At 41.3% G+C, this 15,287-nt stretch carries 7 protein-coding genes and 2 pseudogenes; 3 read left to right on the plus strand and 6 right to left on the minus strand.

The features are described from left to right. Positions 1-5 precede the first annotated feature (5 nt). Positions 6-1,177, minus strand: a pseudogene (locus tag GD631_RS05420) (HEAT repeat domain-containing protein). Positions 1,178-1,500: 323 nt separating this feature from the next. Here GD631_RS05420 and GD631_RS05425 point away from each other — a divergent pair. The 3 genes and pseudogenes from GD631_RS05425 (at position 1,501) to GD631_RS05435 (ending at position 6,276) form a co-directional block, all read left to right on the plus strand. After that, complete coding sequence (locus tag GD631_RS05425) at positions 1,501-2,844, plus strand: LruC domain-containing protein (protein ID WP_143256703.1); 1,344 nt, start codon at positions 1,501-1,503, stop codon at positions 2,842-2,844. A 115-nt stretch (positions 2,845-2,959) separates the two neighbouring features. Beyond that, positions 2,960-3,100 (plus strand): annotated as a pseudogene (locus GD631_RS05430) (DUF6250 domain-containing protein); the annotation flags it as partial. A gap of 101 nt (positions 3,101-3,201) precedes the next feature. Continuing rightward, positions 3,202-6,276 (plus strand): chondroitinase family polysaccharide lyase, encoded by a 3,075-nt coding sequence (locus GD631_RS05435; protein WP_185911584.1) that lies wholly within the window; start codon positions 3,202-3,204, stop codon positions 6,274-6,276. A 427-nt stretch (positions 6,277-6,703) separates the two neighbouring features. Here the strand turns inward: GD631_RS05435 and GD631_RS05440 are convergent, their stop codons facing one another. The 5 genes from GD631_RS05440 to GD631_RS05460 form a co-directional block, all read right to left on the minus strand. Further along, positions 6,704-7,963 carry a DcaP family trimeric outer membrane transporter gene (locus tag GD631_RS05440; protein WP_143256705.1) on the minus strand — a complete coding sequence of 420 codons (1,260 nt, stop codon included), beginning with the start codon at positions 7,961-7,963 and terminating at the stop codon, positions 6,704-6,706. A gap of 55 nt (positions 7,964-8,018) precedes the next feature. Then, a complete protein-coding gene (locus tag GD631_RS05445; protein ID WP_143256706.1) occupies positions 8,019-8,963 on the minus strand; it encodes a tRNA-dihydrouridine synthase family protein in 945 nt (314 codons plus the stop codon). 210 nt (positions 8,964-9,173) lie between these two features. Then, entirely contained in the window at positions 9,174-10,217 is a 1,044-nt protein-coding gene (locus GD631_RS05450; RefSeq protein WP_004310354.1) for a DUF5017 domain-containing protein, read from the minus strand. Positions 10,218-10,247: 30 nt separating this feature from the next. Further along, the gene (locus tag GD631_RS05455; RefSeq protein WP_143256707.1) at positions 10,248-12,020 is read right to left on the minus strand and encodes a RagB/SusD family nutrient uptake outer membrane protein; all 1,773 of its coding nucleotides are present in this window, start codon (positions 12,018-12,020) and stop codon (positions 10,248-10,250) included. A gap of 27 nt (positions 12,021-12,047) precedes the next feature. After that, complete coding sequence (locus tag GD631_RS05460; protein WP_143257074.1) at positions 12,048-15,206, minus strand: SusC/RagA family TonB-linked outer membrane protein; 3,159 nt, start codon at positions 15,204-15,206, stop codon at positions 12,048-12,050. Between the last annotated feature and the right edge of the window lie 81 nt (positions 15,207-15,287).

The raw sequence follows: 15,287 nt of genomic DNA on the forward strand, positions 1-15,287 counted from the left end.
ATTCTTTAAATTAACTGGTTGATTAACGGATGCCTGGTATGGGCAAACAATATAGCTGTGTGGGAGTCGGCCTTTCTCTCCAATTGATCGAATGTTTTTCTTCCCATTGGGCTGTATTCATAGAGGGCTTTCAGGATGATACGTTTTGTCCCCCAGTTGTCTGCTTCGTCATAAGCATTGTAAAGAAATCCTAATGCTTTATCTGTTTTCAGGTCTGCGACAGCCGAAATGATTTGTCGTTTGATTTCTTCCGGTTGCACATGATACATTTCAATCAGCTTGGGCTCGATCTCTTTATATTTTAGTTTTCCTAAAGTTCTGATCGCTTCGCCCCGGATTTCGGTAGAGCGAGCGTTGATTTGTTTAGCCAGGGTGGGAGCGCTTTCCGTTTCTTTATATAACCGGATTTCGTTGATAAAGAATATCTTAACATTCTCTTCGGCCGAAGTATTCACCCATTTTATAAAGCTGGGTGTGTTATATCCCACCTTCTTGCGGTGTTCCAAAATGGCATGCAATTCCATCATATCCCATTGTCTCAACTTCATGCCGATATCTTCGTCGAAGAAACGGAACGGGTCTCCCTGGCTTAGCCACATATAAGTGTAGCGTGCAGAGTTCCTCAATTCTATTTCACGATGATAGAGGAAGGTACCAATACCGCTTCAGAGGCATATCCGTTGATGGATTGAATAAGTTTCAGAGCTTGTATCTTTGATCTTTTGGAGCCGAATTGAAGTTCGCGTTCAAGGAAACGTGTGATCTGGAATACGGTTTGAATCGTTTGGTAGTTTAGTTCATGAATGTCATCTTCATGTACACTCTTGATTTCTGTTAATAGTTGAGTGATAATACGTAGTTCATTAGGCTTGGGACGTTTTTTCGTATCATACTGTAATCTGTCCGCGATTTCTTCTTCACTCAATGTGTTGGAATCTAGCGAGATAGATTTCATTTCCTCGTAATATTTATCGAAAGCTTTATTGTATCTTCGCTTTTCTTTCCGTCTTTTGAATATACCATATATAATATGGAATAGGAGAAACAAGTACGCAATAATACAAAACATTACCGCAATTGAGCATATTCTTATGATTAAAGGATAGCCAATAAACTTGTAATATATCCAATAGAAATAATATTCTATGTAATCTATACCATACAGTACCTGATCCATTTCCCTTGATATTTAATCTATAAAACTTGTATATTCAAAACAAAAGTTTTATATTTGTTGTATTGAATGTTCTGTCCAATGCAAATATACTAAATAACTTGTATATATTATCCATTGCTCATGAACAGGCCTTTTGAACGATATTTGAACTCTTGTGATTATTTTCGATGGAAAGGATTGAAATTACAAATAAAGGCAGGTGGAAAGCTGTTGAGCGTTAAATATATTTTTGATAAGTTAACAGATGAGGTCTGGGGATAAGTATGATAAACCGGGCTTTCGTGCAAAACAGAAACAAACAATAATTAAAAAATTAGATTAAAATGAAGATTAAAAGTTTGATGTATGTCCTTATGGGGGCGATGTTGGTTGTTGCTTGTACAGACAGTAACAATGAAGAAGGAATAGTGGATAATGGAGGAGGAGATGATTCCCCACAGTATATTATTCCGGCAGGGTTTGATTTTGCAACTAGTCGTACTGTCTCTGCTAAAGTTTATTCAAGTAAGCCTGTAGTGGCTGATTTGTATTGGGATTCAGAAAATCAGGAAAGAAGTTTGTTGGTGAGTGGTCTGCTTGTTGATGGAGAGAAAGACTTGGAATTGAATGTGCCTATTCACTGTGCCAATATTTACTTGAAGTATTCTGATGGAACGGATAAAACAGCATCATTTCCGATAAATAGCGTGACTCGGAGTGGTGAGACTGTAGCAATAACTGTACCTGAAGACGCAGTGGCGGTAACTAGCGAGGAAGATGATGGATGGTTTTTCTATCATAATACAGGCGTTGCTATGTTTGAAGACAATTGGCCGATTGAACCAGGTCAAGACAATGATTTGAACGATGTTGTTTTTGAGTACGATTTGAAAGTAACCGAATGTCAGGCTGAAAAATGGCTCGAAGCTGGTCAGGGATATAAAGAAGGATTGAAGTTGACTTTGGATATTCGTGCCAAAGGCGGTAGATATCCTATTAAATTAGGTGTAGTATTAGGCGGCTTGGATAAAAAGTATATAGAGACTGTTGCGACCCGTATTCTTTTGAAAGGAGGACAAGGAGAAGAAAAAGAACTTGCTACTGGGGAAATGAAAGCAGAAATGTCTCAACAGCAACTCTTTGGAAAATCGCAATTTTGTAAAGTTACGGTAGACACGGAACACGGTAGTCCGGTTATCATAATGGATGGTTTGAGTGCTTTGGGTGATAATACTAATTTCTTCCAGACTACGAAAGGTTTTATAAATCCGGGACAAGGTATGTTACGTGCAGAAATTATTTTGGGAGCTAAGGCTCGTACTAGTCTTACTGAAGATTTGGATCAATTGAAAGCTTATCGTGCTCTTATTACTGATACTCATAATCAGAACTTCTTTATTGTGACACATACGAATAAAGAGATTCACATGAAAGGCTATAGACCTTCTTATCTTTATACTGATTACGAAGCTGATTCAGCCGGTGAAATGATGGAAGATGTTCCATATTGTAATAAGAATGGTTTTGTTTGGGGGATTAAAGTTCCTGTTGGTGTAAAACATGCTTATGAAAAGGTGCTTTTTGATAACGCTTATCCTGAATTCCGTGCTTGGGTGACTAGCAATGGAGCTGATAACAAGGATTGGTATTTGCATCCAGCTGCTGAAAAAGTGGTAGAAGCTTGGTAATACAAATTCCCGGTCAATACATTATTTGAGATATTTTGTACAATTTGAACCCCTCTTTTTTCGAAAAGAGGGGTTTCTTTGTATCCGGAAGAATTATCTTTAAACTAATACCGTAATGACGAAGCGATTTATTATTAGCTACAGTTTGATTACTTTATTTCTTTTGAGTAGTGTAGTGCTGTTTGCACAACACGAAAATGCGTTTGCGCAACAATGGAAGATAGAAGATGCATCCCATGCCTTGCAGGTGATGGACATTTCGGGCTTCGTCTCTTACAGAACCATCTACTATTTACGGATTTTAAAGTGACTACTCTCTGACTTATATACTGGAAAACCTAATAAGACGATATATCCATGATGAAACGACCTTTTATTAAATTAGGAGTGACAACTCTATTTTCTCTTTTGTGTTCAACATTCCTTCATGCGCAAGTCGTAACAGATGAGCGGATGTTTTCTTTTGAAGAACCACAAATCCCGGATTGTATATCCGGTACTCATTCTCAACTGTCAGTATCCGATGCGCATTATAAAGACGGAAAACATTCGTTGGAATGGACATTTGAGCCAGGTGGTGTATTAGAACTTAAAAAAGACTTGAAGTTTGAAAAGAAAGATCCGACTGGCAAAGACTTATTCCTTTCGGCTTTTATTGTGTGGGTTTACAATGAAGAACCCCAAGATGCAACCATCGAATTTGAGTTTCTGAAAGACGGTAAAAAATGTACTTCTTTTCCTTTTGGTATCAATTTCACTGGCTGGCGTGCCGCATGGGTCTGCTATGAGAGGGATATGCAAGGCACACCGGAGGAAGGGATGAATGAACTTCGTATTATAGCTCCAAATTCAAAAGGACGCCTTTTCATCGACCATTTAATTACATCTACTAAAGTAGACGCACGTCAACAAACAGCCGATTTGCAGGTACCTTTTGTTAATAAAGGAACGACTAGTCATTGGCTGGTGATTTATAAACATTCTCTTTTAAAACCGGATATTGAACTAACTCCTGTGGGCGACAAGCAACGGGAAGAAATGCAACTGTTAGAGAAACGTTTTCGTGATATGATCTATACGAAAGGCAAGATCACAGATAAAGAGGTTGAGAATATTCGCAAGAAATATGATTTCTATCAGATCACTTACAAAAACGGTCAGGTTTCGGGAGTACCTGTCTATATGGTACGTGCTGCGGAAGCTTATGAGCGAATCATTCCGGATTGGAACAAGGATATGCTCACTAAGATGGGTGTGGAAATGCGTGCTTACTTCGATCTGATGAAAAAAATAGCTGTTGCATATAATAATAGTACGGCGAAACCGGTGATTCGGGAAGAAATGAAGAAGAAGTTTTTAGCCATGTACGATCACATAACCGATCAGGGCGTGGCCTACGGTAGTTGTTGGGGAAATATCCATCATTACGGGTATAGTGTTCGCGGTCTGTACCTGGCATATTTCTTGATGAAAGATGTGCTTAGAGAAGCCGGCAAACTTCAAGAAGCCGAACGGACATTACGCTGGTATGCGATTACTAACGAAGTGTATCCCAAACCGGAAGTCAACGGAATTGATATGGACTCTTTCAATACACAGACCACAGGGCGTATTGCCAGTATTCTAATGATGGAAGATACACCGGAGAAACTGCAATATTTACGGTCTTTCTCTCGTTGGATTGACTATGGTTGCCGTCCTGCACTGGGGTTGTCCGGTTCATTTAAAGTGGACGGAGGTGCTTTCCATCACCGCAATAATTATCCGGCTTATGCCGTAGGCGGACTGGATGGAGCAACAAACATGATTTATCTTCTTAGCCGGACGGAATTCGCAGTTTCCAAATTGGCTCATGAAACGGTGAAGAATGTATTACTGACCATGCGCTTTTATTGCAATAAACTGAACTTCCCTCTTTCTATGTCTGGTCGTCATCCGGATGGAAAAGGAAAGCTGGTTCCTATGCATTTTGCCATGATGGCCCTAGCCGGTTCACCCGATGGAAAGGTGGAATATGATAGTGAAATGGCTTCTTCTTACCTTCGTTTGATTTCCGATTCAGGCGTTGAGAATGATGCTCCCGAATATATGCCCAAAGTGTCAAATGCTGAAGAACGCAAGGTGGCAAAACTTCTGATAGAGAAAGGCTTCCGTCCGGAACCGGACCCGCAGGGGAATATAGCAATGGGCTATGGTTGTGTCTCTGTTCAACGTCGTGGTAACTGGTCTGCCGTGGCCCGTGGACATTCCCGTTATTTATGGGCGGCTGAACATTATTTGGGAGCGAATTTATATGGTCGCTACCTGGCACACGGCAGTTTGCAGATATTGACTGCTGCACCGGGGCAGACAGTGACTCCGGCCACTAGTGGCTGGCAGCAGGAAGGTTTTGACTGGAACCGTATCCCGGGAGTCACATCTATTCATTTGCCATTGGAACAATTGCAGGCTAAAGTGCTCAATGTAGACCGTTATTCAGGAATGGAAGAAATGCTTTATTCTGATGAAGCTTTTGCAGGCGGATTGTCTCAACAGAAGATGAATGGTAACTTCGGAATGAAGTTGCACGAACACGACAAGTATAATGGATCACACCGGGCACGTAAATCTTACCATTTCATCGATGGAATGATTGTCTGCCTTGGATCGGATATTGAAAATACAAATACGGAGTTTCCAACTGAAACGACTATCTTCCAATTGGCAGTCACTGATAAGGCGGGACATGACTATTGGAAAAATTATCAGGGAGATAAGAAAGTTTGGGTAGATCATTTGGGGACAGGTTATTATGTTCCGACAGCCATTCGATTTGAGAAAAACTTCCCTCAACATTCGCGAATGCAGAATACGGGAAAGGAAACAAAAGGTGATTGGGTTTCTTTGGTAGTAGATCATGGAAAGGCCCCGAAAAGCGGAAAGTATGAATACGCTGTTTTGCCTCAAACGAATGAAACCGCGATGAAGAAGTTTGCGAAAAAGCCAACTTATAAAGTATTGCAGCAAGACCGGAAGGCACATATTGTAGAGTCCGCTTCCGAACAGATTGTTTCTTATGTATTGTTTGAAACTCCTGAAACAACGTTGCCGGGTGGTCTGTTGCAACGTGTGGATACTTCCTGTCTGGTTATGACTCATAAAGAATCTGCTGATAAGATTAAGCTGACGGTGGCACAACCTGATTTGGCTTTGTATCGCGGCCCAAGTGATGAAGCGTTTGACAAAGACGGAAAGCGGATTGAACGTAGTATCTACTCTCGTCCGTGGATTAATAATGAAAGCAGTGAAATACCGGTGACTGTGACCCTAAAAGGCCAATGGAATGTGGAAGAAACTCCATTTTGTAAAGTCGTCTCTTCTAATGAAAAGCAAACAATCTTACGATTCAGTTGCAAGGATGGCGCTAGCTTTGAAGTGGAGCTGAAGAAATAAGAGTTATACAGTTAGGAGATATCCTGTTTGCCTTTGTAGAAACAATAGTTTCAAAGCTTTGAAACTATTGTTTCCAGCCGCGGAAACTTTAGTTTCTATAAGGAGAAACTTTGGTTTCCAGCGTATGAAACTTTAGTTTCAAGTAAGGAAAACAAAAGTTACGTGCCTTGAAACAAAGGTTGTATATTAATGAAATAAATATAACTGCTTGAACTCTCGGAATGAATGTCTCCGGTTTATGAAATGTAGTTAGTCTGTTTGTAAGCGTCTCCGCGATGCCGTCTTGCCTTTATTTCCAGTGACAGCAATATTGCTGTCACAATGCTGTCACCGATTGCTGTCACAATGTTAATCGTTTATAATCAAATTATTAGGCAGTGATCGGTGACAGGTGACAGATATATAATCAAAATATTTGTGTAGAGGGTTAGAACATAAACATGGCAACAGCAACAATACGGTTGTTGCATACGGCATGAGTATCTCTGATTTTTCCATTGGAGGCATTAAGTGAACCATACCATGCAGAGCTTAAGGTATATTCCAATCCGAATTTCCAATGGGGAACATTGTAGGTCAGTTCAGCGCCTGCTGTTACTAACTGGTCGAGGTTTGTTCCCGTTCCATACACTTGAGCGTCAGTTCCGTTCGGGGCATATAGTGCATCGCTTGTTCCCAGATTTTTAGCATATCCTACAAAAATACCAGGTTTCCATTTCTGTCCGTAGACAACATTCAACCAAGAGCTGGAGAAACGTATTGGAGTATATTTCTGTTCTCCGGTGTGCTCGTTGACTGACTTAATGCCGAATCCGCCTAATCCGGAAGCTTGTGTAAGATTGGAACCCAATACACTTTTTGCGGCAATGAACCAGGCTTTATGGGTATATTTTGCATGGGCCTCGTAAGACAGGGTAGTTATGCGTTCGTCTATTTTATATTTATATCCGTTTGCTCCCCAGGCATTTGTGCGTGGCTTTAATGATAACAATTCAATGCCGACACCTGCCAATAAACCGTCTTTCTTGTAGTCAGCTCCTACATATATCTCCGGAATGCAACCATTTTTCAGGTATTCATGACTTTTTTTGCTCTCTTTCGGTTTGTCAGGATTGATACCTTGTGAGGTGTATTGTGATTGCCACACTGCTGCTCCGGTAAGTTGGAAATTTTTGTTTGTATAGCGATAACGAATTTGTGGCGCACGGCTGAAAGGTTGGAACGGTGCTCCTACGGAAAGATTAAGAATCTGCGGCGATACATCTCCAAATAACGGATGCCAAGTCTGCCCGAGCAATACAGCCGATTTTCCCCAATCCAGATTCAAATAAGCATGGCGGAGTCTAATGACCGAATAAGAAGTCCCTGTACCACGGAAGTCGACCTCTACTTTGGCAGATGTCTTGGCTGTTCCCAGCTTCGGACCGGCAACGTCTACTCCGAGACGTGAATACAAGGTATAAAAGTTACTGTTAGGAGTTGAGTTCAAATCATTCCCGTCCGGATCACGTACCTTATCTTTCGGGTACATATAGAACAACCCGTCTACGGTCTCTTCATTGGCACGACTATTGTAATAGAAATCAGTACGAATTTGTCCGTAGAATTTGAACTTGAAATCCTTCATTTGTGCGAAACTGCCTGATACAGTTATCAGACAAAGAAATAATAGAATGTATTTTTTCATAATGTGCTTGTTTATAAACGGGCGCAAAATTACATAAAATTACCGGTTTATCAGTTTATCGTTGATTAAAAAAGGCTAGAATCGCCTGATTATATTTATTGAGACTTCCGCTTTTATGAATTGCTTTCAGTAATTTTCTGTCTGCTTGTGGCGTCAGATATTCCCAGAAAGTTTTCATCTTGTTTAGAAGCTGTTCGTCTCCTCCTTCCAACTGTTCTGCATATTGAGTGTATATAGATGTATGCATCGAATGAAGTTTTTCCCTCATTTCATCGGCGGTTAAGATTCGATTCTCTTTATACTCCAAAGCCAGAGCCGGATTGGCAAGCAGTCCCCGCCCAATCATAATGCCTGCCAATGCCGGAAATTGTTTCTGGATACGTTGGATATCCTCTAAAGAATGAATGTCTCCGTTATAGATAAGCGGATGCTTGCATACCTCCTGGAAGGCGGAGAATCCCTCCAGGTTTACTTCCCCTTTATATTGCTGTTTCCCTAATCGGGGATGCATGGTTACTTGCCGCAAAGGTAAGTCGTTGATGATAGGTGCCAAGTGAAGACATTCATCCGGATTTTCCCATCCTAATCTCATCTTTATTGAAAAGCTGATTCCCGGATACTTCAAAACAAGATTGAGCAATTCCTTCACTTCTTCCGGATAAGGAAGAATGCCGGAACCATTGTGGCGTTTGGTTAATATGGGAAAAGGACATCCCATATTAATGTCGGCTTCCTTATATCCCTTTTCAATGAATAGGGATAAAATCTTCTCAGCCTTTTCAGTAGAAGGGGCTATCAGCTGGGGAATCAGATGCGAAACCTGATTATTCCCGGGTTCGATTCCCCGGATGTCTCTATGGCGGAAGCTGCCTTTTTCGAGTCGTACAAATGGAGTGTAATAAGTGTCTATACCTCCAAAGCAGGCAGCATGAGCATTACGGTAAATTACGTCGGTGTAACCTTGTAATGGGGCAAAATGAATAGGAAGAGTCTTTTGCATTGTTTTTATTTTTGTGCAAACTTATATATAAATGTTGATTTATACGCCAGTTGAATAAAGAAAAATATTTCTCTGTGAAGAATGAAGATATGGAAAAAGTAAAAGAGAGGAACCTCGCGGACCCTCTCTTTTTAATGTTAAATTGATTAAAGTCTGATTTTTATAAACGTTTTCTATGATTGAAGGTTAGAAAAATTGGGGGATATACTATTATTCTACAACGTTTATAGTCAGTTCACGTACTACTTGACCACCTTGATGGACGTAGTTTGCATTGTTGGCTACGAAGGTAGCGGTGTATGTTCCGGCCTCCTCGTAGGTATGTGAGTATATCTCTAATGATTGCGAGATATTCTTGATGGCTACACCGGCGTCAGGATCGCAGGAACCATTGAGTAAGAGTGGTTCGGAGATTAGCCAACTATTTTTTAGTGTAGTTCCAGCCGCAGAGCTGGATACTATTATTTCCGTCGGTATAACTGTTTTCCAAAATCCGGGTACACCACCATCAACTGCTCCATACTCTCTGTCTTTAACTTTGTCCGATTGCTGGTCACTTTCATTATTTACAATGTTTAGTGGTGTGAAACCTAGATTTTTTGCATAGACAGTTTCTGATTTATTATTATTAAAAGCCAGTTCTATGCGTATATTGTTAAAAGTAAATTTAGGTTGTCTAACAGTACCGTCCTGACCGCCTTTGTAATGGAAAGCAATGGTGATTTGTTTTCCAAGATAAGACGCTAGATTTTTAGTGTATGGATATGATTTAGTATTGCTTTCTACTTTCACCGGCAATTCGTCTGTTGGTATTAAATATGTCCAGTCAAATCCTTCTACAAGTTGCTTATCTGCTTCAAAGTTATTCTTGGCCATTCCCGGAAAATTATCGGAAATGAAAATGTCTAATGCAGTCTGCGGGGTGTTTTTGGGTGGTGCGTCATATTGGGCGATCATATCGAAATTAATTTCACATTTTTCAATATCCTCTATTTGCATCTCTGTCCGATTGCGGAATCTATATTCATGGTCAATTTCTCCACTGAAGAATGTTATAAAATCAGGGTCACCATCAAAGCTGAACGTTACAGGGCTTCCTTTCTTTACAGTCACAGTTTTGCCATCGAAGCTGACATTGCTGTCTGTCACCACACCCACTTCCATTGCTGTTTCTTCTTTTAATTCCTTGTCGCATGAAGCCAGGGATAGTCCGGCAAAAGCGATAGTCATCAAACTTTTATATATTGTTTTCATGTCCTTTTCTTTTTAAAGTTATTAAGAGAATTACCAACCCGGATTATTCGTCTTGATAGCACCGTTTGATCCTATTTCATTGGCAGGAATCGGGAAATAATTGTAAGACTTCGGAATATTGAAGTAAGTATATACATTGATTCCGAATTTCCAGGATTCGTCAGCCTGTGCCTTGTCCACTTGTTCCTGCATCAGTTTGTAATAGTCTCCCCAACGGATCAGGTCGAAACGGCGTGTATATTCGAAGCAGAGTTCCATAGCACGTTCGTCTTTGATAGCCTTCCGGAAGTTGGTTTCATCCAGATTTGCAGCAAGCTTGTTGATTCCTGCACGCTCTCTTACTGCGTTGATACATTCATAAGCCAGATCATTAGGACCATGGTTGACCTCATTCTCTGCCTCTGCAATCATTAGCAGAATGTCAGAGTAACGGAGAAGAGGGAAGTTGATGGAAGTATCGTTTTTGCTCTTCTTGTCAGCTTCATATTCTCTACGATATTTGGCGGCAGCTCTGTTGCGGTTCTTATTGGCATCGTTCTTCGATTCACGATCACCGTAAGTAGAACCCGGCTCTGTTTCACCATAGCTGAAGGATTTGTCCCAGTATTGTTGTTTCACTTCATCTCTTTTTCCCTTTACAAATTCACGACCGTCTACCGGGGTACCTTCCCCTGCTGACTGGGTGTAAGTGAATGGAGCGATGTTCCAGTTGCAACGGTCAATGTCACCGTTTGCTTCATACAATTCGAGCAGTTTAGGAGTATTCCAGATAAAAGCGTATGCATAACCCGGGTCACCTTTACCGGTGATGGATGCTTTGGAAGAAAGATCTTTACCCTGAATACCAATGATATTACCGATTCTACCTTCTGCGCGTACATCCGTTGAACGGTTACCTGCAAATTCTACTTCCCAAATACTTTCATTAGCTTTGGCACCATCCTTATTGAGAGCTGTGTTATACTTATCAGAGCAAATGTCGATAAAGAAATCCCAATATTTGGCAGTCAGTGAATGACCTTCATTCTTGACTAACTGTGCATAGTAACTTGCTTTTTTGAAATATTCTGTAATCTCGGCACTAGTCGTATTGTTGGCCAAACCCACTTCTTTGTCACGTTTAGGTTCGCCGGCTCTGAACATATATACACGCGCCAACATTCCCCAAGCTGCCGATTTGGAAACACGTCCCGGCAAATAGTTCAAATCTTGAGCAGATTTGAGATCCTCAGCAGAACCATACATCTCTTTAATGATAAAATCATAAATTGTCTGTTTGTCCGTGCGCGGAATAGAGAGGTTATAAGCATCTTCTGTAGAATTAGTCTTGAAAGGTACATCACCCCAACATTCTACTAAAGTGAAATAATAGAATGCGCGTAAAAAGCGGGCTTCAGCTTTGTACTGCTTGCGGGTATCGTCGTTCATATCGGGCACTGCATCAATATTTTCCAGGAAAATATTGGCTCTGTTGATGCCGGAGTATAATGTGTACCACAATGCTGCAACGGCCGGATCACTTGTATTGGCATTGTTACAGATCAATCCGCTTTTGTTAGGTCCGCGGTTGGCACCACCATAGTGCCCCAGATCGTCACCTCCTACAAGGTATAAGAATTCATTTCCGTAGAAGGAACTTTGTCCCAAAATGGCATAGGTTCCTGTTAGCCAAGAGGTAGCGTCCGCTTCATTTTTGAAAAAGTTTTCAGGAGTGGTGTATGTCGGGTCTTTTTCCAGGAAATCGCAGGAAGTCAGGTTAAGTCCGACAAGAAGTGATATGATGATTATTTTTATTGTTTTCATATACGTAATTGTTTGAAGGATAATTGATTAAAAACCTAAGTTTATACCAAAACTGATAGAGTAGGCTCTCGGATAAGCGGAGAAGTCCAGTCCCGGAGTCAGTGCGCCTTCACGGATAGATACTTCCGGGTCATAACCGGAATATCCTGTACATGTCCATAGATTCTGACCGGCAACGAATACACGTGCATTGTCTATCTTCCATTTCTTGGTCAGTTGTTTTGGCAGTGTATATCCCAAAGATACGGTCTTCAGACGAAGGAAAGAACCATCTTCAATAATACGTGTAGAGAACACTTTGTTGGAACCGGAGTCGGTAGCTCTCGGAATATTACTTTCCGGATTTTCCGGTGTCCAACGGTCTGCATAACTTGCGTATTGGTTCAAGTCACGTGTTTTATTGCTGTTCTCGAAGAACAAGCGGTTGGCATTCAAAACATCGTTTCCGTATGACCATTGGAAGAAAACACTCAAGTCGAATCCTTTGTATTCGAAGTTGTTGGTGAATCCGCCTGTATGCTTCGGCATACCGTTACCGATCATAGTACGGTCGTTGTCGTCGATGATACCGTCGCCATTCAAGTCTGCGTATTTCGGCATACCTGGTTGTGTATTACTCTCGGAAGAGAAATACGGAACATTGCGTTTCAGTGTATATGTATCACCCGCTTTATCGAAATCTTCATATTTGTATGTACCTTCATAGATGAATCCGTACATCATTCCCATCGGATAACCCACTTTGGCAATATAGCTGTATTGGGAGTTATAGTTCTGGTCAAATTTGGCTGCACTCAACAGAGAGGATTGGTCTTCGGCCAATTCTAATACTTTGTTCTTATTGAATGCGATATTAAAGTTAGTAGTCCATGAGAAATGACGGTTCTTGATATTAGTTGTGTTCAATGTGAACTCGATACCTTGGTTGCGTACCTTTCCTACATTCTTCATGGCACTGAAATAACCGGAAGAGGTGGGAAGCGCAGTATTCAGCAATAAATCACGAGTCGTTTTACGATACCAGTCTACAGTTAATCCGATGCGCTCGTCCAGAAAGCCCAAATCCAGCCCCAAGTTCCATTGTTCGGTCGTTTCCCATTTCAGTTTTCTGTTTCTTAAGGAAGTGGGCACTGTACCTACACTTGTCAGACTGTTTTCGAACGGATATACGCCACTGGGGAGGCTACCGATCGAAATAAAGTCTCCGACTTTATCCTTCAATATCTGATATAAAGCATACGTATCATACTCGCCTACACGGTTGTTACCAGTCAATCCCCAGCTTGCTCTTAATTTACCTGAAGAAACAACAGACTTCAATGGCTTCATAAAATCTTCCTCCATGAATCCCCATGCCAATGAACCGGAAGGGAAGTAGCCGAAACGGTTATCACCACGGAACTTGGAAGAACCGTCGGAACGGAAAGAAACCGTTGCATAATACAATGATTTATAGTTATAGTTCAAACGTCCCAGGAAAGAAAGCATAGACCAGGAACTCTTTAATGATTTAGTCGTACTGGGAGTTCCTTCACTCATTCCCGCCATGCCGAGTGCTTCGTTCGGAATCTGTACCGTTTTGTATGAATAGTATTCATAGTCGGAATTCTGCAGGGTTACACCTACCATGCTATTAAAGAAATGCTTCCGTTTGATATTGGTCTGATAGGTCAGAATATTTTCGTTCAACCATGTTGCACGTTGAGAATGGTAGATTTCTGCATTTACCTTATCGGATGATTTCGGATTACCATAACGGGTCTTCGAGTTGTTGAATGTTTCCCCTTTGCGGGTATCGAATGTGTAACCGCCGGAAACTTTCAACTTCAATCCTTTGATAAATTCATATTCTGCAAATCCGTTGAACTGAATATAGTTCGCATACGTCTTGCGATATTCGTTTTTCAAGGACATGATAGGATTGAAACGATAGTCGTTGGTATTGTTTATCGCGTCGTCCATGATGTTATCCATCAACGAGTTTAATGGTCTGTCCGGTTCGGTCACGGGGCGATATCCCCATACACTATAGAACAGGTTATTCATACCACTGTATGAGTTCTGGGAAGGAGAACCACCGGTGGTTGTAGTGCTTGAATAGTTGGTTGTCAGATAGATTTTCAGTTTCTTCTTTTGGATGGTAGTACCCATACGGCCTTGTACACGTTTGTAGTTTGATTCCAACAAGATACCGTCCTGGTCATAATAAGATAAAGAAGCGTTGTAGCGAACTCCTTCCGAACCACCGGTCAGGCTGACATTGTGGCTTTGCATCCATGCGCTGCGGAAGATCTCATCCTGCCAGTTATATTGCGGGATATTCCTATAATCTTCCAGTCCCCATTTCTTACCGTCATAATTCATGAAGTAGGTAGTTTCCATATCTTTGGGACTACGTTCTGCCTGCAGTTTAACGAACTCGTATGCATCCATCATCGGAATCGTTTTGGTGATATGCTGAATACCGAAACTTCCGTCATATTTAATTTTAGGCTGACCGATTGTTCCTTTCTTGGTTGTAATCATTACGACACCATTGGCACCACGAGCACCGTAGATAGCGGTAGCAGAGGCATCCTTCAGGAAATCGAGTGACTCAATATCGTTCTGATTGATGGCTGCGGCTATGGAAGGGTCTTCTACCGGGAAACCGTCAATGACATAAAGAGGAGAGTTGTCTTGTGTCAATGAGTTGTTACCACGGATGACGATGTTCATCTGTCCGCCCGGCATACCTTCGCCCGAACTTACATTGACACCGGCAATACGTCCGCCCAATGTCTCGCCGAAAGAAGCAGTTGGAGTGCTAAGCAGTTCTGCCATGCTGGCTTTGGCAACAGAACCCGTCAGATCCTTCTTGCGTATTTCCTGATAGCCGACTACTACTACTTCGTCCAGCGTCTTTGTGTCTTCCTTTAATGTGATGACCATTGGCTTTTGAGTGTCCACCTTCATTTCTACAGTGACATAACCAATGAAAGAAATAACCAATATCGAATTCTTATTGGGCACGTTAAAAGCAAATTTACCGTCAAGGTCAGTGATTGTTCCTTGCGAAGTACCCTTTACCTGAACACTGGCTCCCGGCACTCCTTCTCCTAAGTTATCCTTCACTGTACCTTTAACAAGTACCTGTGCAAGTACAAAAGAAACAGAAAACAGGATCAGTCCGATGGAGGAAAGCATCCTTTTTCTAGTTTGAGTGGATAAATGTTTTCTCATATATTAAAAATTAAGTGATTTATTGAATCTACGTTTGCAAAGATA

Source organism: Bacteroides luhongzhouii (genome assembly GCF_009193295.2).
GTDB classification, from domain to species: Bacteria; Bacteroidota; Bacteroidia; order Bacteroidales; family Bacteroidaceae; genus Bacteroides; species Bacteroides luhongzhouii.

What these genes read in the sequence shown, in the direction of transcription:
- GD631_RS05435 (WP_185911584.1), top strand. Translation starts at nt 3,202, where the DNA reads ATGATGAAACGACCTTTTATTAAATTAGGAGTGACAACTCTATTTTCT.
- GD631_RS05445 (WP_143256706.1), bottom strand. Translation starts at nt 8,963, where the DNA reads ATGCAAAAGACTCTTCCTATTCATTTTGCCCCATTACAAGGTTACACC.
- GD631_RS05440 (WP_143256705.1), bottom strand. Translation starts at nt 7,963, where the DNA reads ATGAAAAAATACATTCTATTATTTCTTTGTCTGATAACTGTATCAGGC.
- GD631_RS05425 (WP_143256703.1), top strand. Translation starts at nt 1,501, where the DNA reads ATGAAGATTAAAAGTTTGATGTATGTCCTTATGGGGGCGATGTTGGTT.
- GD631_RS05450 (WP_004310354.1), bottom strand. Translation starts at nt 10,217, where the DNA reads ATGAAAACAATATATAAAAGTTTGATGACTATCGCTTTTGCCGGACTA.
- GD631_RS05455 (WP_143256707.1), bottom strand. Translation starts at nt 12,020, where the DNA reads ATGAAAACAATAAAAATAATCATCATATCACTTCTTGTCGGACTTAAC.
- GD631_RS05460 (WP_143257074.1), bottom strand. Translation starts at nt 15,206, where the DNA reads ATGCTTTCCTCCATCGGACTGATCCTGTTTTCTGTTTCTTTTGTACTT.